This is a genomic window from Brevibacterium sp. 1718, assembly GCF_051131255.1.
GTDB classification, from domain to species: Bacteria; Actinomycetota; Actinomycetes; order Actinomycetales; family Brevibacteriaceae; genus Brevibacterium; species Brevibacterium sediminis.
In genome coordinates, this window is sequence record NZ_CP186550.1 from 2,397,459 (window position 1) to 2,418,740 (window position 21,282).

A 21,282-nucleotide genomic window follows, 5' to 3' on the forward strand; every position below is an offset into this window, starting at 1 on the left:
CATGAACGGGCCCTCAGGTGTGCACATTTGATCGGATCAGAAGGGCTGATGGTCCTGTCCAACAATGAACGAGTATTCCTCACTAATTTCCTGCTCGAGAACAAATTGCGCGCCGAGCTCACCAATCGCTGGCGACGTCTTGAATCCCTTCCCCGAGAAGCCCGCCATGACGAGGACGTTGTTCATTGCCGGATGCCGCCCCACGTACTCAATGCGAGACTGCGTATACGACTCGAAGTATGGGTTGATTCGCATTGGATACGACTCGAGGTTCGGGAAGAATTCACGGACTAGTTCGCGCACCGCGGTCAAGTCTGATTCACTAACTCGGAAGTCAGCGTTGTCAGGAGATTCGACCACCGTGTGATTGGCAAATCCCAGTCCGAGCTTCATCGCCGATCCGTCGGCTGTCGGGAGTCCGTACGAGTAGTTCGGGGCAGCCCTGATGTACGGCATGAGCCCGGAGAGGTCACGACCAGGGCACGGAAGGAACCACGTCGACAGCAGCCGGCGTGGAGCTAGAAACGGCGCAATATCGGGCAGCAATGCAGACGTCCACGCACCGGCCGCTACAACCACCTTGTCGAACAGTTCGTCGCTGTCGCCAGTCGTCACACGAACCTGAGCTCCGCGCTGTTCAATCCTGGTCACTCTGGACTCTGTACGAATCGACGCCCCTTGTCCGATGGCAGCGTTGGCTGCTGCTTGAATCGCACGATCTGGATAGATGGTCCCAGCGTCTTTGTCCAGGATCCCGAACTCGTCCTCATGCAGCTTGAAGTCCGGATATCGGTGTTTCATGTCTTCCTGCGAGAGCACCTCGGCTCGGTCACCGAGAAGCTCAGCCGATTCTAGAGCTGTTGTCGATGCAACAGTGCCTTCTTCGACAATCGTCAACGCTCCGTCCAAGGAGCGAAGTCGCGGGAGGGCCGCCTCCTGCAGCTCATTCCAGAGTTCGTCAGCACGTTGAACCACCGGGAAGTAACGCATGTCTTCGAGCTCGACGTACCTGAACAGACGCGATTCGCCGCCTGCGGCTCCTCGTGGATGACCGGGGCTGTAGAGCTCGTAACCGACAGCATCGACGCCTCGCCGAGCCAATTGCCATAGCACCTGTGAGCCGATAGTCCCCGTTCCGATGACTGCAATGCGAGGGGTGTTCATACGATCCACTTCCTTTAGGTTCGAGAGTCAGTCCAGTCCGGCGTATAGATTTCGCTGTAGCGGCTTGCGCACGAGGAGCAGGATCAGTCCCACGAGAACTGCGACAGTACCGATACCGGCGAAGTACGCATTATTCGGGATGGCTGCGAAGAGTTGTCCAAGCAGGCCGGATAGTGACGAGCCGAGTGCCAGCGTCAAGAAGTTCACTGCGACCATCTGAGCGGTAAAAGCTTTGGGCGCGATTTGTGTCGCAAGTGCAAGTCCAATGGGCCCGACGAAGTTCTCAGAACTGCCGACGATCACCATGAAGAGCAGTACCAGAAGCACCGGAATTGCTTCCTGGTACACCAACGCGGAGATAAGAAGGATGAAGAAGAAGCCCACACCGATCTGGATCATTCCGATCGAGAACTTTGCCCCGGCCCGTGGTTGCCGCGCACCCAGCTTCTTCCACAGGGACGCGATGAGCGGCGCGGCCAACACACCCGCTAGCGGGCTGACCATCGCGACCCACCCGACCGGGAAGGACCACCCGCCGAGATCGCGATCCACCCGGTCCTGGATGAGGATCGAAACGGCGGTGAACTTCTGGAACAGGAAGCCGAAGTACAAGCCAGCGGCGAGGAACAAAGGTATGTATGCACCAACTCGCTGCTTCTCCGACCTGGAGACTTTCTTCGACGCGAGCATCACCCCGAAATAGATCGCCGCCGCGACAAGAGCGACCACCGTGGCAACGGTGGACAGGCTCTCCGCTGCCAGCACGCCGGTCCACGCGGCGATGATGATGGCAACGATGGCCACAACGGTCGCGACGATGGCGTTGCGTGCACCCGCTCGAGACAGGGGGCGAGTGATCTGCCCAGCCCGTTCGGGGAGGTTTCGCGATGAGAATACGTATTGCACGAGAGCGACGATCATTCCAATAGCGGCGAGAGCAAATCCGGGGTGAAAGCCCCAGCTCTCCTGTACAAACCCTGTCGCGAGAGGGCCGAGGACTGCACCGGTGTTGATCGCCATGTAAAAGTACGAGAATCCAGCATCTCTCCTGGCGTCCGTCTCGTTCTCGAGCACGAAGCCGACGATCGACGTGATGTTGGTCTTCAGCGCTCCCGTTCCGAGAATAATGAGGACGAGACCGACTGAGAGCCCGGGCATTCCCGGGACGAACGCCAGCGCGATATGGCCGAGGGCGATGACGATTCCACCGATGAGCACGAGCCGCTTCGGGCTGAGGACACGCTCACCCAACCACGCGCCGACGAGCTGGGCGATGTAGACCGCTCCCCCATACGCGCCGACAATCCCTGCCGACGCAGCAGACCCCAGAGCCAGCCCTCCCTTGTCGAGCTCGTAAAGAAGGTAGAAGGCCAAGATGCTCTGGAGGCCGTAAAAGGAGAACCTCTCCCAGAGCTCGGTGAAGGCCATGCCTCCTACGCTTCGAGCACGGGCCTGGTGCGCCATTGGTTTCACGTCATTGCGGATCGATGTCAACGTCTTCCTTCTTTCATGGGAGCAGCGTCATTGGTGCAATCAACTGGTCTTAGTACGTCGGAGGAGCCATCATCCACACCACACGGGCGGCCGAAGTGCCGGTGGCTTCGGTCACCCTGTGGGGCTGATCGCTCTTGTAGTGAAGCGAATCCAATTCGGACAATCGGTTCGTCGTGCCGTCGACGGTGACCTCGACCTCGCCCTCGATGACGAGAAGGATCTCCTCGGACGCCCCGTGAGTGTAGGGCTCGACTCCGGTGTCCCCACCGGGCTCGAAATGCCCCACGAGCACTTCAAGATGATCGAAGTGAGACGGAGAGATCTTGACCTTCGACGCCTCGTTCCCGAATCTCTTCCGCGCGGCATCTGCGAACCGAAGGACCGGGCTGCCTTCAGCATTCGGTTCATTGAACAGATCACCGACGTTGAGCCGAATGACCCCGCAGACGCTCTGGAGGGTCGCCACGCTTCCCATCGCAATGCCGCGCTCAAGCTGAGATAGATATCCCGTCGTGATGCCAGCTTCCTCTGCGACGTCCTTGAGGGTCAGCTGTAGCGCCAAACGACGTTTCCTTAAGCGCTCTCCGAGAAGATTCTCACTCTGTGGCTCAGATCTCATTTACCAAAAGTACAATTATTTTTACTCTGAAGTCAATCAGGTTGAGTCGGCCTCCGTCTCGCCGATGGAAGTTGCAGGCCAAGGCGAACTCGATCGCTCGATCCTAAGACAGGCACAAAAGATCTCGCTCAGCTCGACCCCAGGCACGTACAAGTTCGTTCCGCAGAGGACCATCCCGAGCTGCCATCGCTCGGTCAGTTTAAAGTAATTACGTTTCCACCATTGCAATCTCTTATCCGTGTGTCTAGCATCACAGTATGGCGACGGCGAAGCACCTAGAGATCCGCGAGAGCATCGAAGCAGACATCCACAGAGGGCTCTTCGACGTGGGGCAGAAACTCCCCACGGAGAAGGAACTCATGGAGCGTTTCGGCGTCAGTCGCAACCCCGTGCAGAAGGCAATGAACGCCCTGGTGGAAGCAGGCCTCGTCTCTCGCAAACGCGGATCCGGAACGATCGTCGCCTCAACTGGCCTGCGCACCAACCTGCTCCGGATGATGGATCCTTCGCTGACCAGCCCCGAGGTCGACGGTGACCACAAAGTAGTCAGCGTCGAAGTCTCCTCAGCCGAGTCTTTTCCGCTCAGTAAAAACGTGTTCCCAGCAGGGCAGCCGACAGCTTCGCTGACGAGGATGAAATACAGCTCTGATGGTCAACCACTGGCTCTCGAACGGTGCTGCATAAATCTCAGCCGTGCGCCAGAAGTCCTATCGCAGAACCTGGAGCACCTGACGACAATCGCGTACTACAACTCTCTTGGCCTTGGGATCAGACGAGCAAACACCGTCCTCAGGGCAGCTCTCCTGGGAACGTTCGATGCCAACCATCTCGAAATTTCTTCCTCGGAACCAGTCGTCTGCCAACAGCGCACCACTCACTTGGTCGATGACTCCATCGTCGAGGTCGCCGAGTTCTACATCCACCCCCGAAATATGACTCTGGAGGTCAGCCAAATTGATAACAGCTAAATCCGAGAAGATCGCCGTCATCGGTGCAGGCATCATCGGAACAATGACCGCATGGCAACTCACCACACGCGGATTCGACGTCACCGTGTTCGACCAGTGGAACTCCCCCAACGACCGGGGCGCATCGGCTGGCGAATCCCGCATTTTTCGAACCATCTACAAGGAGGGCCCGGAATACGTGCCCATCCTGAGGAAGTCCTTCGACAAGTGGCAAGAGCTGCAGACGAACCAGAACACCTCCGTGCTCACCATGTGCGGAGGACTCATGATCGGCCATCCCGACATTGAAGACGTCGCGGCCGTCATCGACTGTGCTCAGGCCGCGGACCTTGACCATGAAGTGCTCTCGCAAACGGAGATGGCGAAAAGGTACCCACAGTTCGGGCTCGACAGCGATGAAGTAGGCGTCTTCGATCCGGTTGCCGGAGTGTTTAGGCCAGAAGCTGCCGTCCTCGCCGCACGCAAGGAAGCCGAGCGACTCGGGGCCAATTTCAAGGCCTATACTCGAGTGCTCAACATCCGATCACTGAGCCACTCAGTCATGGTCGACACCGCCGATGGAGCTTACGCGTTCGACAAGATCGTCGTCTCCACCGGCCCTTGGGTGAACGAATTGACCGAGTTCGATTCCAGCACCGTCGAGGCATTGCGCTTGGTCGCCATGTGGTTCCCAGCCAAAGACGTCGCATTGCACACGCCAGAACACATGCCGATCTCCATCCGTCGACATCCAGAGGGCGGATTCTCCTGCTTCCCTGCCCTCGACGGACTCGGAATCAAGATTCTGCCGCACCACCTGGCATGGAAGACTCTCGACTCGGTCGATGACCTCCCTCGTTTCATCGAAAACGAAGTCGTGCAATCGACCGAGCACGCTGTTGCCTGCCTCATGCCCGGGGTCGACCCCATTCCCTACCGCGTGTCCACGTGGACTGAAGGATTCACTGTCGACGGTGCTCCGATCGTCGGCCCGTCAAGTGCCGACTCACGCATCGTGTTGGCTGTGGGCATGTCCGGTCAAGGCTTCAAATTCTCACCGATGATGGGCTCCATCGTCAGCGACTTCGTTGAAACCGGTTCCTCATCAGATGCGATCGCCATCATGGACTCTCAGCGCTTTGATCGGAGCTCGTCATGAACATCGGCACCACAGTCCTCATCTCAGTCACTGCTGCCATCGTCATCGGCATCGGAGCCCTCATCTCGTTCTATGTCGGAAAAAGAGCCAAATCCAACGACTCCTGGGTCGTCGGCGGCCGCAACCTCCCGCTCTACGTCATCGCCTTCACCCAATACGCCACCGCAGTCGGCGGAGGCGTACTCGTCGCCCACGTCGGCATCGCCTACGCCTGGGGCCTATCGGTTTTCTGGTACGAAATCTTCGTCATCGTCGGCCTCCTCATCATTGCTATCTTCGCAGGATGGCTGCGCCGCCGAACCTTCTCCACCATTCCCGAGGTCTTCACGAAGCTCTACGGCGAGCACCGACTCATGCTCTCCATGGTCGCGCTGGCCGTCATTGTCGTCCCGTTCGGCTGGTTGGCTACGCAGTTCATCGCCTTCGCCAACCTCTTCAACGCGGTGACGGGCATCGGGATCACTCCGCTGATCATCATCATGGCTGTGGTCTCCATCGCTTTCGTCCTCCCAGGCGGGCTGACGTCAGTCGCGTGGTCGGACTTCTTCTTCGGCGTTTTCATGGTCATCGCGTCAGTCGTCGTCGGTGTCTATGCGATCGTCAACGCAGGCGGACCGTCGACGATCGTGAAGAACCTTCCGGCCGAGCTGACCACGATGCCCACCGGACTCACGGCCGCAGGTGGACTGACCATCCTGCTGTGGCTATTCTCAATCCTCCCGGGAACTCTGACCAACCAGCTCTACTACCAGCGAATCTTCGCTGCCAGCAACGTCAAACAAGCCCGACAGGGCCTCTATCTCAGCAGCATTCTGATCGGCATCTCCGGAATCTATGCACTCATCGTCGGAGTTTCGGTGCGCAGCATGACCGACCAGTTCGGCGTCGACGGACGCGAACAGGCAGCAGGATGGTTCCTCGCCCAACTGCCAGTCTGGCTCATCGCGATCTACGGTGCGTTCCTCATGGCCACGATTGTCTCGACCACCGGGTCGGCACTGCACTCTGTCGTGGTCAACTTGGTCAATGACCTCAGACCTGCATTCGTCAAGAACAAGGACACATCTTCCGACCTTGTTGCGATGTCTCGCTGGTGCACAGTCGCAGTCTCCGCAATCGCTGCAGTCCTTGCCATCGTCTTTCCGACCGCGCTCAACTGGCTCGTCGCAACGTACGCATACTCGGCTTCGATGCTGGCGGTACCGTTCCTTCTCGGCATGGTCCTGACCAACAAATGGATCCTCGACGTATCAATCGGATACGTCTCAATGGCTGCTGGTCTTGTCGTATGCGCGGTTGCCCACATCGCAGGAACCACCATTCCCTACGCAGTCTTCGGCATCATTGCGAGCTTCGTCGCCTACCTAATCATGCTTGCCGTGAAGAAACCGCAAGCCCGTGCCCTCTCTGAAGAAGGAGCCCTTTCATGAAGATACTCGTCGTCGGTGCAGGAGTCCTCGGACTCACCACCGCATTCAACCTCGTCGAAGACGGGCACGACGTTACGATCGTCGACAAGACTGGACCGTACGCACAAGCGAGCAGTCGCTCATTCGCCTGGATCAACGCCAACCACAAACTCCCCGCCGAATACCACCGGCTCAACCGCGCCGGAATCGCAGCTCATGAGGAGTTCCAGCGTCGTTTCGCCAGTCACGGAACGTGGTTCCACCAGCACGGGTGCATCATGTTCGACAGCACACCCGACAAAGCAACCGGATATGACGAGCGATTCACTGAATCGGCTGAGTTCGACTACCCGGTCGAACGAATTGACTCCGACCGCCTACGCGAGCTTGAACCCGCTGTCAGCTGGCCGACGGACTCAGGATTGTTCTTTCCTCTCGAAGCCCACCTGGACAACGAAGCGTTCGGCAGCCTCGTCGAGAGCTTCCTCGAAGAGGCCGACGTAACGCCGGAAGTTGCAGAAGTTGTCCGCGTGGACACCAACGCAGACGGGGCCTCAGCGGAATTCGCCGACGGAGACACTCGGAACTTCGACCAAGTGATCATCGCCGCCGGAGCAGACTCCGGAGCCATCGCATTTCGATCGGGTCTCCTACTACCAGTGGCCGATCTGTCTCAGCCCGGACCACGGACGCACAGTCTGCTGGGTGTCACTGTTCCCACAGACGTGAGTCTCAGCCGGATCATCATTTCGGACAAGATCAACGTGAGGCCCCGCCATGACGGCAGCATGTTTGTCCAGATCCCTTCAGTGGAAGCTCGTACCGAGGAAGGAGAGAGCCCGGAGCTGCTCGACGAGGTCCGGGTCGTCATGGAAGCCGAGCTTCAGGCACTCTTCGGAAAGCGTATTCCGGTGAGTCGCGTCATCTTCAGCGGAAGAAGCTTCCCCGAAGATGGGCTGAGCATCGTCGGATACCTCGACGAACACCACCGGGCTTATTCGTTAGTCACCCACAGCGGAATGACAATGGCTCCTCTGCTGGGACGGCTCGTCGCTGATGAAGTTCGAGGCGACAGTTCGCACCTCCTTAGTACGTTTCGTCCGTCACGCTTCACAAAGGGAATCACCCAGGAGTCGCCGACGAACTTTATTGGCCGACAGTAATAGCCGCTGGTGTGGAGTGGCCGAACAAGTTCTTCTCCCCAGGCACCGCTAAATTCAAACATCAGCCGTATCTCAAAGCAGTAGAATCAGATGCAATTTTAGCTCGTAGGAGAAGGCGCTGAGCTGGCCTGGACGCGGTTCGACCACGCCCGGTCTCATATCAGTGCATTGTCTGGAGAGTAAAGACACCTCAAACCTGTTGGCCACACACTCAGCATATTGGGCGTCGAATACTTGCGCGTACTAGTCGAAATCGTGAGTATTGACCCATTTGGCGATCGACTCCGACCGTCGTCTGCTGCTGGAATGCTCACGCCCTCTCAAGTTACTGACCGGCAGCGACCGTTCTTCACCTTTCGCCGCACAGCGCACCGCTGCAACGAGGCGATTTGCCACGAACGGTGACGGATTCCTTGGCAGCAGTGTGTTTTGCCACGAAAGGTGACGGAAGCCGAACTGCGTGGAGGACGTGACGCGAACGGTGAGGGATGCTCGATCAACGGCACCGTCGCACGCGTCCGGGCACGACGAAGGCCGGTGGGAACAATCCCACCGGCCTTCGATCAGCTCCGGCTCAGCGCCTCAGCGCGAACCGACTGCCGCGAGTCGGAGACTCACAGCGCAGCCTGGTGCGGCGAAGTCGCCGCTCAGGCCCCGTCTCCTGCGATCAGGCTTCTGCGAGCTGACGCAGAACGTACTGCAGGATGCCGCCGTTGCGGTAGTAGTCGGCTTCACCCGGGGTGTCGATGCGGACGACGGCGTCGAATTCGACCTTTGTGCCGTCTTCCTTTTCGGCGGTGACCTTGACGGTCGCCGGGGTGTTGCCCTCGTTGAGCTCCGTGACGCCTTCGATGGAGAAGGTCTCGGTGCCGTCGAGTCCGAGCGAATCAGCGGATTCGCCGGCGGGGAACTGCAGCGGCAGAACGCCCATGCCGATGAGGTTCGAGCGGTGGATGCGCTCGAAGCTTTCGGTGATGACGGCTTCGACGCCGAGCAGCTTCGTGCCCTTGGCAGCCCAGTCACGCGAGGATCCCGAGCCGTACTCCTTGCCACCGAGGACGACCAGCGGGGTGCCGGCAGCCTGGTAGTTCACGGAGGCGTCGTAGATCGTGGTCTGCGGTCCGCCCTCCTGCGAGAAGTCGCGGGTGAAGCCACCCTGGACTCCGTCGAGGAGCTGGTTCTGCAGACGGATGTTCGCGAAGGTTCCGCGGATCATGACTTCGTGGTTGCCGCGACGCGAGCCGTAGGAGTTGAAGTCCTTGCGCTCGACGCCGTGCTCGACGAGGTACTTGCCGGCCGGAGTGTCGGCCTTGAAGGAACCTGCGGGCGAGATGTGGTCGGTGGTCACCGAGTCGCCGAGCTTCGCGAGCACGCGGGCGCCCTTGATGTCCTTGACGGCTTCGGGCTTGAGACCCATGCCGTCGAAGAAGGTGGGCTTGCGCACGTAGGTCGACTCGTCGTCCCACTCGAAGACCTTGCCCTCGGGGGTGTCGAGCTGCTGCCAGCGCTCGTCACCGTCGAAGATGCGACCGTATTCGTTGTCGAACATATCGGTCGAGATCGAATCGGCGATGACCGACTCAACCTCTTCAGGCGAGGGCCACAGGTCGGCCAGGTAGACGTCGACGCCGTCCGAGTCCTTGCCCAGGGGCTGGTTCTCGAAGTCGAAGTCCATGGTGCCGGCCAGTGCGTAGGCGATGACCAGCGGAGGCGAAGCGAGGTAGTTCATCTTCACGTCCGGGCTGATGCGGCCCTCGAAGTTGCGGTTGCCCGACAGGACTGCGGTGACCGAGAGGTCGTTGTCCTGGATGCTGTTCGAGATCTCCGAGTCCAGCGGACCGGAGTTGCCGATGCAGGTGGTGCAGCCGTAGCCGACGATGTAGAAGTTCAGCGCTTCGAGGTCCTCGATGAGGCCGGCCTTGTTGTAGTACTCGGTGACGACCTTCGAACCCGGTGCGATCGAGGTCTTGACCCACGGCTTCGAGTTGAGTCCGCGCTTGCGGGCATTGCGTGCCAGCAGGCCGGCGGCCATCATCACCGAGGGGTTCGAGGTGTTGGTGCAGGACGTGATCGAAGCGATCGCCACGGCACCGTTGGCCAGCTCGAAGTTGCGTCCGTCGGCGGTGCTGACGTCCACGGACTTCGACTCCTCGCCGGGAGCGGCGTAGTTGTGGATGTCCTTGGCGAACTGGCTCTTGGCATCGGAGAGCTCGATGCGGTCCTGCGGGCGCTTCGGTCCGGAGATCGAGGGCACCACGGTGGACAGGTCGAGTTCGAGGTACTCGGAGTACTCGACTTCGTTCTCCGGATCGTGCCAGAGTCCCTGCGTCTTGGCGTAGTCCTCGACGAGCTGGATCTGCTCTTCCGAACGGCCGGTGAGCTTGAGGTAGTCGATGGTGACTTCGTCGATCGGGAAGATCGCGGCGGTCGAACCGAACTCGGGGCTCATGTTGCCGATGGTGGCGCGGTTGGCCAGCGGCACCTCGGCGACGCCCTTGCCGTAGAACTCGACGAACTTGCCGACGGCTCCGTGCTGGCGGAGCATATCGGTGATCGTGAGCACAACGTCGGTTGCGGTGACACCCGAGGGGATCTCACCGGTGAGCTTGAACCCGACGACGCGCGGGATGAGCATCGACACGGGCTGGCCGAGCATGGCGGCCTCTGCCTCGATGCCGCCGACGCCCCAACCGAGCACACCGAGGCCGTTGACCATCGTGGTGTGCGAGTCGGTGCCGACCAGGGTGTCCGGGTAGGCCCGGAGGACTCCGTCGACCTCGCGCGGCATGACCACGCGAGCCAGGTGCTCGATGTTGACCTGGTGAACGATGCCCATGCCCGGAGGCACGACCTTGAAGTCTTCGAATGCGGTCTGGCCCCAGCGCAGGAACTGGTAGCGCTCACCGTTGCGCTGGTATTCGATGTCCATGTTGAGCTCGACGGCGTCAGCGGTGCCGAAGCGGTCGATCTGCACCGAGTGGTCGATGACCAGCTCGGCCGGAGCCAGCGGGTTGACCTGATCCGGGCTGCCGCCGAGCTCGACGACCTTCTCGCGCATGGTGGCGAGGTCGACGATGCAGGGCACACCGGTGAAGTCTTGCATCACCACGCGGGCGGGGGTGAACTGGATCTCCGTATCGGGTTCGGCATTGGGGTCCCAGCTGCCGAGGGCTTCAATATGTTCCGAAGTGATGTTTGCGCCGTCTTCCGTGCGCAGCAGGTTCTCCAACAGCACCTTGAGGCTGAAGGGAAGCTTCTCCGACCCTTTGACCTGGTCCAGGCGATAGATCTCATAATCCTTATCGCCTACGGTCAGGGTGCTCTTCGATTTGAACGTATCGACGTTGCTCATCGTGATTCTCCTGTTTCATCCGACACTCATCCAAGAAACCGGGTCCGTCCGACTCGGCGGTCGGATCCTTGCATCACGCACCGATTTACGCGACACATATGTTTCCAAAAGTATCTTGACGTCAAGATAAATTCTATCGCATTTGAGGGGCTTTGACCACCATGGCACACGGAGGTGCGAAACCCTGCGATCGGGTTTTCCGCAGGCCCTCGTGCGGTCATCACCAGGGCCGCGGCCGGGTCGCGCGGCCTAGCCTGGACAGCACACTCAAAGCAGCAGCGCACTCGCCTGCCACCCCCGAGGAGATTCCATGGACCCGTTCACACTAGGCGCCGGATTCGGCTTCGGCGCACTGCTCGTCGGCATCATCTTCGCCGTCGTCTGCAGCTCATTCGCGAAGGAGAAGGGCCGGTCGGGCGGCTGGTGGGGGCTGTGGGGCTTCCTCACGACGTTCATCGCCCTCATCGCGCTCGTCCTCCTCCCCCGCCGCTCGGTCACCGCCTGAGGTCACCGGTCGGTCACCGCCGGAGCACGGTGACCGTCTCCAGGTGCGAGGTCAGCGGGAAGAGGTCGAAGCCGGTGAGGCTCTCGATCGCGAATCCCCCGCCTGTGAGAGCCGTGAGGTCCCTGGCCAACGTGGCCGGGTCACAGGAAACGTAGACCAGGGTGCGTGCCGCTGATTCGATGATCGCCGAGGTGGCTTTCCTCCCGGCGCCCGCCCGTGGCGGGTCGAGGATGATGACCTCCGAATCGGGCAGTCGGGCCCGATCCACGCTGAGAGCGAGGAATCGGGACTCGAGATCGGCGGCATTGTCTCGAGCATGAGCAATGGCTGTCTCCACCCCTTCGACCCCGAACAGGGGCGCTCCGGTGGCCCGGGCGGCAGTGATGCCGAGGAGTCCGACCCCGCAGTAGAGGTCGGTGATCGCCCCGACGTCGGCAGGAAGGACTCTGACGACCTCCGAGCTGAGCAGTGCGGCCGCATCCCGGTGCACCTGCCAGAAGCCGTCGGCGCCGACGGTGAAGTCACGACCGTCGACCGTTTCGGTCAGGGTGCGGTCTCCACGGATCACGCGCAGGGCGGGAGCGGGCGCATGGGAACGACCGCGACCACGGGGACGACCCCCGCGACCACGACCACGACTCTGCTCCGGTCCGGTCGCCTCGGCGAGGAGGGAGAACGACGTCGGCAGCCAGGACTCGATCTCATCGAGGACCTGCGCAGTGGGCCGACCACGGACGATGAGCGCGCCATGGTCGCCGGCCCACGCGAATTCGAGTCGGCGGACTCCCGGCACATGCAGTGTCGTCATGTCGAGGTCGTGCAAGGGCCCGGCGGCCAGAGGGGGCGTGGTCACAGGGATGACCGCATGTGATCTGGGGGCGAGCATTCCGGCACGGCCCTCATCGTCGACGGCCAGCTGCACACGGGTGCGCCAGTCCGTGCCGTCGGTCTCGCCCGGCGCGGGCAGCACCTCGGCGGCGCGGTCGATATGTCCGATGCGCTGAAGTTGGTCATTCAGCACCTCGGCCTTGAGCGTGCGGGAATGGGCGAGGTCGACGTGGGCGAATTCCATTCCGCCGAACCCGGCCGAATCCGGCACGGCCCCAGCACCGGGGCCCGCAGCGAACCCCGCACCGGAACCGTCGGTCGAACCACCGGGGACATAGTCGAGGCGACGATCGGGGACGCGGTGAGCCGAGGCCTCGATCACCTCGGTGACGGCGGCGCGAAGAAACCGGGCGGGCGGTCCTGCCTGGGTGCGGACTCGGACCTTCTCACCGGGCAGGGCCCCGGAGACGAAGACGACCTGACCGTCGTGTCGGGCGATGGAGGTGCCGCCGGCCGCCGGTGCCTCGATGTCGAGGGTGAGGTCCTGGGCGGGAACCGAAGTGTCGCTCATGCGTGTTCTAGGCCTGTCTGTACAGCGAGGTGTCGGAATCGGGTCCGTCTCCGCCGTACTGTCGAGAGAAGGATTTCAGTCGCCAGGGCACGGAGACCACGACGACGTTGGGCACCAGCAGCAGTCGGGTGCGCAGTTTGAGAGCCACCTGGTTGTGCAGGATGTGCTCCCACCAGCGACCGACGACGAACTGCGGGATGTAGACGATGACGAGGTCCCTGGGCGACCTACGGCGGATGGCGAGGATATGGGCGAGCATCGGACGGACGAGTTCGCGGTACGGCGAGCCGAGCACGGTCAGCGGCACCGGCAGCTCCATCTCGTTCCATCGTTTCTGCAGACCGGCCGCGGCCTCTTCGTCCACGGCCACGGTGACAGCTTCGAGCTGACTCGACCGGGTCACTCGGGCGTAGGAGAGGGCCCGCATCGTCGGTTTGTCGATTTCGCTGACGACGACGATGGCGTGGGTGTTCGACGGGATCGTCCGTGAGTTCACGTCCGCGTCGGGGGCGAGCTCGCGGGCCACCCGCGAATAGTGTCGGTGGATGGCGCCCATGACGAGGTAGAGTCCGGCCATGGCGGCGACCGCCAGCCAGGCGCCGGCGAGGAACTTCGAGACGATGACGACGATGAGGACGCCGGCGGCGAGCACGCAGCCGACGGCGTTGACGACCTGGTTGAAGTACATCCGCATCCGGGTCTTCGAATCGATGACCAGGCGCAGCCGTTTGCGCCAGTGCAGGACCATTCCCGCTTGGCCGAGGACGAAGCTGGCGAAGACCCCGACGAGGTAGAGCTGGATGAGCACCGTCGCCGAGGCGGACGTGGCGACGACGAGGACGATCGCCGCTGCGGCCAGCAGCAGGATGCCGTTGGAGAAGGTGAGTCGATCGCCCTTTGTCGCCAGCTGCCTTGGCAGGAATTCATCGCGGGCCAGCCGAGAGGCCAGTCCGGGGAACCCCTCGACCGCAGTGTTCGCAGCGGCGATGAGCACGAGCGCGGTGATGAGGACGACGATGAAGAACATCGCAGGCGCATTGTCGAAGATCGCGTGCGCCAGCTGCGCGAGGACGGGCTCCTGTTCGTATTCGGCGCTGACCGGGCTGCCGTCGCCGCGGACGAGATAGAGATGCGGGTCGTCGACGTATTTGATTCCAGTGACCGACGCCAGATAGGTCAGCCCTGTGAGCATGAGGGCGGCGAGCAGACCCGACAGCAGCAGGGTGTTTCCGGCGTTCTTGCCGCGCGGCTTCTTGAACGCCGGAACCGCCGTGGCCACGGTCTGCACGCCGGCCAGTGCGACGGCACCGGACGAGAACGCGCGCAGGACGATAAGGACGGTGGCCAGGCCGAGCGTCGCCTGATCGCCGATGTTGCTGTGCACGACCGTGTAGTCGGCGGTCTGGGCGTGCGGGGTGTCACCGAGCCCGACGCGGATGAGACCGACCGACATCGTGAGGAACACGGCACCGAGGAACAGGTAGGTCGGCACGGCCAGCAGCATCGGAGTGGCCCGGGAACCGCGCAGACCGGCGAAGCAGATGAGCAGGATGCCGACGATGGCCACGGGCACACGGTAGGGCGCGAGCATCGGGAACGCCGTGGTGATGTAGGCGGCGAAGACCGTCATCGACACGGCCAGGGTGAGCACATAGTCGACGAGGAGGGCCGCGGCGACGACGAGCCCGGCACCGGAGCCGAGGTTCTTCGAGGCCACCTCGTAGTCACCGCCGCCGGAGGGGTACGCCTTGACGTTGATGCGGTAGCAGGCGACGATCACGAGGATGACGATGCCGACGGCCACACCGATCCAGGGGGCAACGGTCAGGGCCACAAGTGACGTCAGCGACAGTGCCAGCAGGATCTCATCGGGGGCATAGGCCACCGAGGAGAGCATGTCGGAGGCGAAAACGGGCATCGCGATGCGCTTCTTCAGCGCAGGCGCACGCCTGTCCTCACTGCGGAAGGGCCGTCCAACGAGTAGTCTTTTGACGGCATCAGAAAAACTGCTGGCCACGGCAACCAATGGTAGATCACTGCGGGAAGGATTACCCATGCACTTCGTGATTATGGGCTGCGGTCGAGTCGGGGCCTCCCTGGCCAAAGCCCTTGATGCGAATGGGCACTCCGTCGCAGTCGTCGACCGAGACCCCGACGCATTCCTCAAGCTCGGTCGGGATTTCAGCGGTTCGACGATCACCGGCGTCGGTTTCGACCGCGAGACTCTGTCCCAGGCGAAGACCGCCGAGGCCTTCGCCTTCGCCGCCGTCTCCAGTGGTGACAATTCGAATATCCTCGCCGCGCGTGTCGCTCGTGAGACCTTCGGGGTGAGCAATGTCGCCGCCCGCATCTACGATCCTGACCGTGCGCAGGTCTTCGAACGTCTCGGCATCCCCACCGTGCCCACCGTGCGGTGGACGGCCGAGCAGGTGATGCGCAAGCTCGTCCCGCAGGGGTCGATCACCGAATACCGTGAGCCCTCCGGCAACCTCGTCCTGGCGGAGGTGCATCTGGATCCTGGCTGGGTGGCCCGTCCGATCAAGGAGATCGAAACACGGACCAAGGCTCGGGTCTCCTATGTCACCCGCCTGTCCGAGGGCATCGTCGCCCACGATGATCTGCTACTCCAGGACGGCGACCTCGTCCATCTCATGGCTCCGGTCGACCGCCTCGGCGAGATCGAACGGATCCTCGATCAGCCCGTGCGAACCGTGGAGGAAGAAGAATGAGGGTCATCATCGCCGGAGCCGGCTCCGTCGGACGTTCGGTGGCCAGGGAGCTGCTGGACAAGGACCATTCGGTCCTGCTCATCGACCAGAGCAAGGAGGCGCTGGGCCATGAGCGCATTCCGGGTGCCGAATGGCTGCTCTCCGATGCGTGCGAGCTCGCCGGTCTCGCCGAGGCGGGGCTGGAGGAGGCCGATGTCGTCGTGGCCGCGACGGGAGATGACAAGACCAATCTGGTGCTCTCCCTGTTGGCGAAGACCGAGTTCGGGGTGCCCAGGACGGTCTCGCGGGTGAACAATCCGAAGAACGAATGGCTCTTCGACGACAACTGGGGCGTCGATGTCGCCGTCTCCACTCCGCGCCTGATGACCGCGCTCGTCGAGGAGGCCGTGGAAGTCGGCGGCCTGGTCCACCTCATGAGCTTCGAACGCGGGCAGGCGGGCCTGCTCGAGTTCACAGTGCACGAGAACGCCGAACTCGTGGCCGAGCGCGTCGGTGGGATCACCTTCCCGCTCGATACGGTGCTGGTGGCGATCATCCGCAATTCGCGGGCGTTCGCTCCGAGCGCCGATGATGTCATCGAGGCCGGAGACGAACTGTTCTTCCTCTCCTCCCCCGATCAGGAGCCGGCGCTGCTAGCGCTGCTGCAGGAGACTGCGAAGGCCGACGAGAGCGTAGAGGGCTGAGCCCGGTCGTCTGCGGCCGAGATCGTCAGTTCTGCGGCCGACGGCCGCCCGGCCCCTCGGGACGGTCAGTCGTCGGAGTCGTCGCGGGTCTGCAGGAGTTCGTAGACGGGATTGTGTGCGGTGAGCACTCCGTCCTTGCCGCAGAACCGTCCTTCTAAGACGATGAGGGACCCGGGACGGATGCCGCTGATCTCCCGGCGTCCGAGGAACTGGGCGCGGGCTTCGCCGGTGCCATCGGCGACGGTGATGTCGAGCCTGGGGCTGTCGGCGCTGCACGACTGAGTGGTCGCTGAAACGACTCCGGCGATGCGTGAGGTCTTTCGCGCCTCCAGCTCTTCGACCGGAATGACCCCGGGGATCTGGCTGACCAGTCGCAGATCAGCCCGGGCCTCGGCCTCACGGGATCCGAAGTCGCGCACGAGGCGAGGGATGAGGTTCCGCATCAGCGCTCAGCGGACCTCTGTGATCTCGGGGCCGCGTTCGAAGGGGTTGAGTTCGTCCTCGTCCTTCTTCTCCTCCGCCTCGTCCTGGTCGACCTGCGGTGCGGTCAGTGCGATGAGCTCGCGGGGAGCCATCGCCTCCTCACCGCGATCGACGACGACTCCGCGGAAGAGTGCGGAGAGTTCGGCACGCACCTCGTCATCGGTCACGGCCTTGCCGGAGAACACGGCGCGGACGAACCAGCGTGGTCCGTCGATGCCGGCGAAGCGCATGGCGCGTTTGCCGGGGCGACCGGATTCCGTCTTCGCCTGAACCTCGATGGCCAGCTCCTTGCCGAGAGAGGTGTGCAGCTCGGTCGATTCCCCACCCTGTTTGGTCACGGATTCGGCGAGCTGACCGCGCACCGTGTTCCACAGGCCCTCGGAGCGTGGGGTTGCGAACGCCTGCAGCTGGATGCCTCCACCCTCGTGGATGAGGGTGACGGCCAGCACGCGCTGAGAATCGTCGTCCGTGTCCAGGCGCACCTGCATGCCGTCGACGACGGGCACCTTGAGCGCGCCGAGGTCGAGGCGGTCATGCTCCGGGTACTCCTCGGAGATGTCGAAGGGGCCATTCTCGGACCGGTCGAAGGGTGCGGACTTCTCCAGCCGCGCTTCTTCCTCGACGATATCGTCATCGGACTCGGCCGCCTCTGCGGCGGACTCTGCCTCGTCGTCATCGGCGTCGTCGTCTGCACGATCGGCCGCCTCGGTGTCGGTGTCCTGAGCGTCGAGCTCATCGTCGTCGGTGAGTTCGTCGTCGGCGCGGACGTCGTCATCGGTCGGTGTGGATTTCTTGAACCGGGAGAACAGTCCCATAAGTCCTCACTTCTCCTTTTCGCTGAGGCCGGCGACGATTCCGCCGGTGGATCCGAATCCCCCGGCGCCGCGGGCGCTGTCTTCGAGGGATTCGACGATGTCGAAGTCGGCGTGAGCGATCCTCTGGATCACGAGTTGGGCGATGCGGTCGCCACGCACGACGCGCAGCGGGGTCTTCGCGTCGAGGTTGATCAGCGGCACCTTGATCTCGCCGCGGTAGCCGGCGTCGATGGTGCCCGGCGCATTGACGACCGTGACTCCGTGCTTGCTCGACAGGCCCGAACGCGGATGCACGAAGGCCGCATAGCCCTCTGGCAGGGCGATCGCGATTCCGGTCGGAACGACACGGCGCTCGAACGGTTCGAGCACGAAGTCGATCGCCGAATGCAGGTCTGCACCGGCGTCGCTCGCATGCGCGTAGCCGGGCGCGCTCATGCCCGCGTCGAGGAGCTGGAGGTTGATCTTCACGGTTTCCGTCACAAAGATGCACTCTAACGCTCCAGCCTGAGCGTGGCCAAACTTCTCGCTATGGGACAATGGCCGCATGGCAACAACTCAATCCGGAACCCACGTGGTCTATCAGGAGAAGGTCCGCCCCTCGGTCGGCATGTGGATCCTCGTCGTGGTGGCCGCTCTGTCCACGGCACTCATGGTCATGCCCGTCTGGCAGCTCGGCACCATCATCCTTCCCGTCGTCAGCTTCGTCCTCTTCGCCTGGTGGCTGAATTCGCTGACGCTGACGATCATCGTCACCGAACGACAGCTGTTCGTCGGCGAAGCTCATATCGACCGCACGTTCGTTCCGGGTGCGGTCGCCTTCGACGGCGAGGAGGCCCGGCAGGCCCGCGGTGTCGATCTCGACGCCCGCGCCTTCCTCAAGATCCGCCCGTGGGTGAAATCCGTCGTCCGCATCGATCTCGACGATGAGACGGATCCGACCCCGTACTGGCTCGTCTCGAGCCGTCACCCCCACAAACTAGCCGCCGCCCTCACCCCCTGATTACTACCTGACGGCGGCCCAGCAACCTCGATCCTTCTATGTCTTGTCAAGCGGGTTGAGGAACGGTATCTAGCGCGTTGAGGATCTTGTAGACCCGGCGCGCTAGATACCGTTTGAGGTTGCGCTTGATCTCCCTCTTGGATTTCTTCGTCGGTTCTTCACCGTAGTGGCGGGCCACGTAGTTCCTGGTCCGTTCGTCATGGACCATCCGGTTCATGATCACCGTGTGTAGGGCCCGGTTCAACTGCCGATCCCCGCCCCGGTTCAACCGGTGCCGGCGCGTGTTGCCCGACGACGCAGGTATCGGGTTCACTCCCGCCAGAGCTGCGAACGCGGCCTCGTTCCGCACCCGCCCCGGGTGGGACCACGCGGTGAAGCACACAGCGGCGCTGAATGGGCCGATCCCGGGCTCATCCAGCAAGGGTGCGGCCGGACTGGCTTCAACAAGCTCGGTGAGCCTGTCATGGTTGGTCTGCAGATCATCGTTCAAAGCGAGGACGCGTTTGGCCAGACGGATCGCTTCTTCCCGGGCGGTGGACAAGTCGACGTCTTCGTTGCGGGTTCGCCATTTCGCGATCTCGTCGACCTGGTCACTGTTCAATGACTTGCGGGCATCGATGCCAAGATCGATGGTGCGCACCAGCGCGGTCAGAGAGTTGATCGCACGAGTCCGTTCCGTACTCATCGCGTCCCGGGCTGACAGCAGGACACGCAGCGCCTGCCGGACACCTTCACCGTGACGCGGCCACCGCAGTTGATCGGCGTCGAGAGGCAATACAGATGCCGCGATCCGGCGGGAATCAAGCTCGTCGCTCTTACCGACACCGTGGCGGGCTTTGGCATCCATACGCCCGGCTTCGACTACCGGGTACCCGGCTGCGGCGATGTGTCCGGTCAGCACCGCACCGTACGAGGCCGCACCTTCAACGACCCAGAGGGTGTCGAGGTCACCGCTGGTGCGCCTGCCGGCCCAGGTGAGGGCTCGTTTGATTCCTGCTGACGTGGTGGGGAAGGAACGGGTTTCGACGAGAATTCCGGTGTTGGTGACGATGGAATACACGTGGTTTCTGGCGTGTGTATCAACACCGATGAAGAAACTGTATAAGTGCGCGACAATAGACATAGCGGTTCGAAGCTCCCTGTTTGACCGATGGGTTGCGTGGCCGCTTGCGGCCGGTACCGGTCCGGGTTAGAGATCACTTCGGAACAACACTGTGATGAGTCACACCCCCGGATTTTCGGGGGTGGACAGCCTTCTGATCAAGTTACCGATGTGGGCCGAGCTGGTGCCGGCCGCACCATCCATGTGATCGGACAAATCGAGGGCAAGACACCACGGTGTGAGTCAGCGCGAGGTGGAGTCACGATCACTGGACGGAGAGGCCAACACCTACTCTGCCAGCCAGTCCCAGACCAGCCACTGTCAATACTCACAGCGCGAGGTTGCTGGGCCGCCGTCAGGTAGTAAGGGGAGAAGAACGGACCGCGACCCTTTCGAGGGTGCGGTCCGTTTTCGGGTTTTCGCGAAGAGAAGCGATTCAGCCTGCACAGTCTGTGCAGATGGGGACACCGCCTTCTTCGGTCGCAAGCTGAGAACGATGGCGGACCAGGAAGCACTCCATGCAGGTGAACTCATCGTTCTGCTTCGGCAGGACCCGAACGGAGAGCTCTTCGTTCGACAGGTCCGCACCGGGAAGTTCGAAGCCTTCGGCTACTGCAGTCTCGTCTTCGTCGATCTTGCTCGCCTGAGCCTGGGAACGCTGGGCCTTGAGCTGCTCGATCGAATCGCTTTTGATCTCATCGTCTTGCTTGCGAGGTGCGTCGTAGTCTGTTGCCATATGGCCTCATCGCTCTCTGTCCGGAGGGGGTGCCGAAGAGGAGCATCTTCTCCTCTTCCGAGATGTGTCCCCAGCATTGTGCACTGTATGCTTGCCGTTGGCAAGATGGAATGAGCACCTGATGCGGTGATTCTCGTCACCAGCTTGTCCGCATGGACGGAGCACACATAGAGTTCACGAAATGCTCTGCAAGAATGCTTGTGATGGACAGCACCGACAGCACGCTCTGTCGGTCGAATACCGGGCTCATCCCCTGTGGAGGCGGCCCGAGGAAGGACGGATCCACAATGAGTGAATTCGCTGATCAGCTCGACACACGAATCGATGATGTCCGTCATCGCATTCACGAGGCCCGTTCCGCCGGTGACGACTTCCTCGTCGAAAATCTCATCGACGACCTGCAGAACCTGATGGAATTGGCCGGACGCAACGATGTCGACACCGGTCCCATCGCCGAGGTGATCCAGGCCGAGACGGGAGCCCTGCCGGTCATCCCGAGTCCCGACGACTACTGAGAGAACAC

General features: G+C 62.1%; 20 protein-coding genes. 9 read left to right on the plus strand and 11 right to left on the minus strand.

Annotated features, from left to right (window positions below; genetic code table 11):
- Positions 1–36: 36 nt before the first annotated feature.
- The 3 genes from ACOZ9V_RS10795 to ACOZ9V_RS10805 form a co-directional block, all read right to left on the minus strand.
- Positions 37–1,164, minus strand: coding sequence for an FAD-dependent oxidoreductase (locus tag ACOZ9V_RS10795; protein ID WP_434589868.1), 1,128 nt, complete (start codon positions 1,162–1,164; stop codon positions 37–39).
- A gap of 27 nt (positions 1,165–1,191) precedes the next feature.
- Positions 1,192–2,592 carry a peptide MFS transporter gene (locus tag ACOZ9V_RS10800; RefSeq protein ID WP_434589871.1) on the minus strand — a complete coding sequence of 467 codons (1,401 nt, stop codon included), beginning with the start codon at positions 2,590–2,592 and terminating at the stop codon, positions 1,192–1,194.
- Positions 2,593–2,707: 115 nt separating this feature from the next.
- Positions 2,708–3,277: a cupin domain-containing protein gene (locus ACOZ9V_RS10805; protein ID WP_434589874.1), complete on the minus strand. Its 570-nt coding sequence runs from the start codon at positions 3,275–3,277 to the stop codon at positions 2,708–2,710.
- A 257-nt stretch (positions 3,278–3,534) separates the two neighbouring features.
- Between ACOZ9V_RS10805 and ACOZ9V_RS10810 the strand changes: the two genes are divergently transcribed.
- From ACOZ9V_RS10810 to ACOZ9V_RS10825, 4 genes are read left to right on the plus strand one after another with little or no spacing between them, the layout of a single operon-like run.
- Complete coding sequence (locus ACOZ9V_RS10810; RefSeq protein ID WP_434589877.1) at positions 3,535–4,245, plus strand: GntR family transcriptional regulator; 711 nt, start codon at positions 3,535–3,537, stop codon at positions 4,243–4,245.
- Positions 4,232–5,383, plus strand: coding sequence for an N-methyl-L-tryptophan oxidase (solA, locus tag ACOZ9V_RS10815; protein WP_434589880.1), 1,152 nt, complete (start codon positions 4,232–4,234; stop codon positions 5,381–5,383). The genes ACOZ9V_RS10810 and solA overlap by 14 nt, the downstream gene beginning before the upstream one ends.
- Positions 5,380–6,813 (plus strand): sodium:solute symporter family protein, encoded by a 1,434-nt coding sequence (locus tag ACOZ9V_RS10820; RefSeq protein WP_181271698.1) that lies wholly within the window; start codon positions 5,380–5,382, stop codon positions 6,811–6,813. The genes solA and ACOZ9V_RS10820 overlap by 4 nt, the downstream gene beginning before the upstream one ends.
- Entirely contained in the window at positions 6,810–7,955 is a 1,146-nt protein-coding gene (locus ACOZ9V_RS10825; protein WP_181271699.1) for an NAD(P)/FAD-dependent oxidoreductase, read from the plus strand. Before ACOZ9V_RS10820 ends, ACOZ9V_RS10825 begins: the two co-directional genes overlap by 4 nt.
- A gap of 667 nt (positions 7,956–8,622) precedes the next feature.
- On the opposite strand, the gene acnA is transcribed toward ACOZ9V_RS10825, so the two are convergent.
- The gene (acnA, locus tag ACOZ9V_RS10830) at positions 8,623–11,307 is read right to left on the minus strand and encodes an aconitate hydratase AcnA (protein WP_434589884.1); all 2,685 of its coding nucleotides are present in this window, start codon (positions 11,305–11,307) and stop codon (positions 8,623–8,625) included.
- A gap of 310 nt (positions 11,308–11,617) precedes the next feature.
- Between acnA and ACOZ9V_RS10835 the strand changes: the two genes are divergently transcribed.
- Positions 11,618–11,812, plus strand: coding sequence for a hypothetical protein (locus ACOZ9V_RS10835; RefSeq protein ID WP_101546980.1), 195 nt, complete (start codon positions 11,618–11,620; stop codon positions 11,810–11,812).
- Positions 11,813–11,825: 13 nt separating this feature from the next.
- On the opposite strand, the gene ACOZ9V_RS10840 is transcribed toward ACOZ9V_RS10835, so the two are convergent.
- A complete protein-coding gene (locus tag ACOZ9V_RS10840; RefSeq protein WP_434589887.1) occupies positions 11,826–13,211 on the minus strand; it encodes a class I SAM-dependent RNA methyltransferase in 1,386 nt (461 codons plus the stop codon).
- 7 nt (positions 13,212–13,218) lie between these two features.
- Positions 13,219–15,129 carry an APC family permease gene (locus ACOZ9V_RS10845; protein WP_181271761.1) on the minus strand — a complete coding sequence of 637 codons (1,911 nt, stop codon included), beginning with the start codon at positions 15,127–15,129 and terminating at the stop codon, positions 13,219–13,221.
- A gap of 136 nt (positions 15,130–15,265) precedes the next feature.
- On the opposite strand from ACOZ9V_RS10845, the gene ACOZ9V_RS10850 reads away from it, so the two are divergent.
- Complete coding sequence (locus ACOZ9V_RS10850) at positions 15,266–15,940, plus strand: potassium channel family protein (RefSeq protein WP_181271702.1); 675 nt, start codon at positions 15,266–15,268, stop codon at positions 15,938–15,940.
- Positions 15,937–16,623 carry a potassium channel family protein gene (locus ACOZ9V_RS10855; protein WP_181271703.1) on the plus strand — a complete coding sequence of 229 codons (687 nt, stop codon included), beginning with the start codon at positions 15,937–15,939 and terminating at the stop codon, positions 16,621–16,623. Before ACOZ9V_RS10850 ends, ACOZ9V_RS10855 begins: the two co-directional genes overlap by 4 nt.
- Positions 16,624–16,688: 65 nt before the next feature.
- On the opposite strand, the gene ACOZ9V_RS10860 is transcribed toward ACOZ9V_RS10855, so the two are convergent.
- From ACOZ9V_RS10860 to dut, 3 genes are read right to left on the minus strand one after another with little or no spacing between them, the layout of a single operon-like run.
- A complete protein-coding gene (locus tag ACOZ9V_RS10860) occupies positions 16,689–17,066 on the minus strand; it encodes an OB-fold nucleic acid binding domain-containing protein (protein WP_139469793.1) in 378 nt (125 codons plus the stop codon).
- Positions 17,067–17,072: 6 nt separating this feature from the next.
- Positions 17,073–17,921: a DUF3710 domain-containing protein gene (locus ACOZ9V_RS10865; protein WP_434589894.1), complete on the minus strand. Its 849-nt coding sequence runs from the start codon at positions 17,919–17,921 to the stop codon at positions 17,073–17,075.
- Between the two features lie 6 nt (positions 17,922–17,927).
- Positions 17,928–18,401: a dUTP diphosphatase gene (gene dut, locus ACOZ9V_RS10870; protein ID WP_229664113.1), complete on the minus strand. Its 474-nt coding sequence runs from the start codon at positions 18,399–18,401 to the stop codon at positions 17,928–17,930.
- 64 nt (positions 18,402–18,465) lie between these two features.
- Here dut and ACOZ9V_RS10875 point away from each other — a divergent pair, with 64 nt between their 5' ends.
- Positions 18,466–18,921 carry a DUF3093 domain-containing protein gene (locus ACOZ9V_RS10875; RefSeq protein WP_139469790.1) on the plus strand — a complete coding sequence of 152 codons (456 nt, stop codon included), beginning with the start codon at positions 18,466–18,468 and terminating at the stop codon, positions 18,919–18,921.
- A 46-nt stretch (positions 18,922–18,967) separates the two neighbouring features.
- On the opposite strand, the gene ACOZ9V_RS10880 is transcribed toward ACOZ9V_RS10875, so the two are convergent.
- Both ACOZ9V_RS10880 and ACOZ9V_RS10885 read right to left on the minus strand, forming a co-directional pair.
- The gene (locus ACOZ9V_RS10880) at positions 18,968–20,044 is read right to left on the minus strand and encodes an IS110 family transposase (RefSeq protein WP_434589899.1); all 1,077 of its coding nucleotides are present in this window, start codon (positions 20,042–20,044) and stop codon (positions 18,968–18,970) included.
- Between the two features lie 415 nt (positions 20,045–20,459).
- Complete coding sequence (locus ACOZ9V_RS10885; RefSeq protein ID WP_135541258.1) at positions 20,460–20,759, minus strand: DUF4193 domain-containing protein; 300 nt, start codon at positions 20,757–20,759, stop codon at positions 20,460–20,462.
- A 287-nt stretch (positions 20,760–21,046) separates the two neighbouring features.
- On the opposite strand from ACOZ9V_RS10885, the gene ACOZ9V_RS10890 reads away from it, so the two are divergent.
- The gene (locus ACOZ9V_RS10890; protein WP_139469789.1) at positions 21,047–21,274 is read left to right on the plus strand and encodes a hypothetical protein; all 228 of its coding nucleotides are present in this window, start codon (positions 21,047–21,049) and stop codon (positions 21,272–21,274) included.
- The last annotated feature ends 8 nt before the right edge of the window (positions 21,275–21,282 follow it).

What these genes read in the sequence shown, in the direction of transcription:
- ACOZ9V_RS10840 (WP_434589887.1), bottom strand. Translation starts at nt 13,211, where the DNA reads ATGAGCGACACTTCGGTTCCCGCCCAGGACCTCACCCTCGACATCGAG.
- ACOZ9V_RS10795 (WP_434589868.1), bottom strand. Translation starts at nt 1,164, where the DNA reads ATGAACACCCCTCGCATTGCAGTCATCGGAACGGGGACTATCGGCTCA.
- ACOZ9V_RS10865 (WP_434589894.1), bottom strand. Translation starts at nt 17,921, where the DNA reads ATGGGACTGTTCTCCCGGTTCAAGAAATCCACACCGACCGATGACGAC.
- ACOZ9V_RS10835 (WP_101546980.1), top strand. Translation starts at nt 11,618, where the DNA reads ATGGACCCGTTCACACTAGGCGCCGGATTCGGCTTCGGCGCACTGCTC.
- ACOZ9V_RS10880 (WP_434589899.1), bottom strand. Translation starts at nt 20,044, where the DNA reads ATGTCTATTGTCGCGCACTTATACAGTTTCTTCATCGGTGTTGATACA.
- acnA (WP_434589884.1), bottom strand. Translation starts at nt 11,307, where the DNA reads ATGAGCAACGTCGATACGTTCAAATCGAAGAGCACCCTGACCGTAGGC.
- ACOZ9V_RS10850 (WP_181271702.1), top strand. Translation starts at nt 15,266, where the DNA reads ATGCACTTCGTGATTATGGGCTGCGGTCGAGTCGGGGCCTCCCTGGCC.
- ACOZ9V_RS10810 (WP_434589877.1), top strand. Translation starts at nt 3,535, where the DNA reads ATGGCGACGGCGAAGCACCTAGAGATCCGCGAGAGCATCGAAGCAGAC.
- ACOZ9V_RS10875 (WP_139469790.1), top strand. Translation starts at nt 18,466, where the DNA reads ATGGCAACAACTCAATCCGGAACCCACGTGGTCTATCAGGAGAAGGTC.
- ACOZ9V_RS10800 (WP_434589871.1), bottom strand. Translation starts at nt 2,592, where the DNA reads ATGGCCTTCACCGAGCTCTGGGAGAGGTTCTCCTTTTACGGCCTCCAG.
- ACOZ9V_RS10890 (WP_139469789.1), top strand. Translation starts at nt 21,047, where the DNA reads ATGAGTGAATTCGCTGATCAGCTCGACACACGAATCGATGATGTCCGT.
- ACOZ9V_RS10885 (WP_135541258.1), bottom strand. Translation starts at nt 20,759, where the DNA reads ATGGCAACAGACTACGACGCACCTCGCAAGCAAGACGATGAGATCAAA.
- ACOZ9V_RS10805 (WP_434589874.1), bottom strand. Translation starts at nt 3,277, where the DNA reads ATGAGATCTGAGCCACAGAGTGAGAATCTTCTCGGAGAGCGCTTAAGG.
- ACOZ9V_RS10820 (WP_181271698.1), top strand. Translation starts at nt 5,380, where the DNA reads ATGAACATCGGCACCACAGTCCTCATCTCAGTCACTGCTGCCATCGTC.
- ACOZ9V_RS10860 (WP_139469793.1), bottom strand. Translation starts at nt 17,066, where the DNA reads ATGCGGAACCTCATCCCTCGCCTCGTGCGCGACTTCGGATCCCGTGAG.
- ACOZ9V_RS10845 (WP_181271761.1), bottom strand. Translation starts at nt 15,129, where the DNA reads ATGCCCGTTTTCGCCTCCGACATGCTCTCCTCGGTGGCCTATGCCCCC.
- ACOZ9V_RS10855 (WP_181271703.1), top strand. Translation starts at nt 15,937, where the DNA reads ATGAGGGTCATCATCGCCGGAGCCGGCTCCGTCGGACGTTCGGTGGCC.
- ACOZ9V_RS10825 (WP_181271699.1), top strand. Translation starts at nt 6,810, where the DNA reads ATGAAGATACTCGTCGTCGGTGCAGGAGTCCTCGGACTCACCACCGCA.